2 protein-coding genes are annotated in these 1,217 nt (G+C 46.9%); both read right to left on the bottom strand.

Annotated elements, in window-relative coordinates:
- The coding region (locus R7040_RS24530; RefSeq protein ID WP_318097280.1) for an AraC family ligand binding domain-containing protein at nucleotides 1–305 on the bottom strand (305 nt) is incomplete at its 3' end.
- A 74-nt stretch (nucleotides 306–379) separates the two neighbouring features.
- Nucleotides 380–1,217 (bottom strand): EamA family transporter RarD (rarD, locus tag R7040_RS24525; RefSeq protein ID WP_318097279.1); only part of this gene is annotated, 838 nt, incomplete at its 5' end.

Raw genomic sequence — 1,217 nt, 5'->3', positions numbered from 1 at the left:
TGACCGTTTTGTTTAAGATCTGCCAGATCGCTAAGTAAGTGTGGTTCGATCGAAAAAACATTCACTTGATAGCCACTGGCAAGCTTAGATTGGCCGTCGTGCAGTTCATCGGGCGGCATAATAACGATTTGCCCATGACCGACTTGGTGATGAGAGCCTTGATAATGAAACTTCTGCTCACCATGCGTGATCAAGCCGAGATGAAAATCCAAATGATAGTGCCGTTGAAAGGCAAACTTTTGGTATTTCGCCTCGATCAGACTCAGTTGGTCATGGTCGGTCGCGTAGTATTGAATCTGTTCCATTACATACAAAAAAAGCTTGGTCACATAATGACCAAGCTTATCCATCAATTGTTAGCTTGTCTTGTAAAAAACGATCACTGTGACTGAATGGCTCGGCGTGAACGGCGATTGTTGCGCAGCCCATCAAAGCTAAATACCACAAGGGCTCCCCAAATAAAGGCGAACGTAATCGCTTTATCCATCGTGAAGGTCTCGCCGTAAATTAACACTGCAAGCAAGAACATCAGGCTAGGGCCGATGTACTGGAAAAAGCCGAGCGTTGATAATTTGAGGCGAGTCGCGGCACCAGTGAAGCACAGCAATGGCAAGGTCGTCACCACACCGGCTGCAATCAACAACGTATTGAGCTGCCATGGGTTTTCAATCATGTTTGCCGTTGGTGAGCTGGCAATAAACAGAAGATAAACGGCGGCAGCGGGTAATAAGATTAGCGTTTCGACAAACAAACCCGTTTGAGCATCCACCGCGACTTTCTTACGTAGCAAACCGTAAAAACCAAAGCTCATCGCCAACGCCATCGCTACAATTGGCACCGAACCAAAGACGATCAACTGCACCAAAACGCCACATCCTGCCAATACCACAGCAAACCATTGCAGCTTACGTAGTCGTTCGCCCAAGAACACCATACCTAGCAACACGTTGATAAGCGGGTTGATGTAATAGCCTAAGCTGGCATCCAGCATGTGATTGGAGTTAACCGCCCAAATGAAGATCAGCCAGTTGCCACCAATCAATACCGAACTGGAAAGCAAATACGCGATTTTCTTTTTATCTGTGGCGATGTGATAAACCGAGCGCCAGTGACGGCCAAAATGAAGAAGTGCGGCAAGCAAAAAGAAAGACCAAATCACTCGGTGGCTTAGGATCTCGAGAGGAGACACTTGTGCTATCGATTTAAAGTACATGGGC

The organism is Vibrio sp. 1069 (genome assembly GCF_033340555.1).
This window is presented reverse-complemented; position numbering and strand designations above follow the sequence as displayed.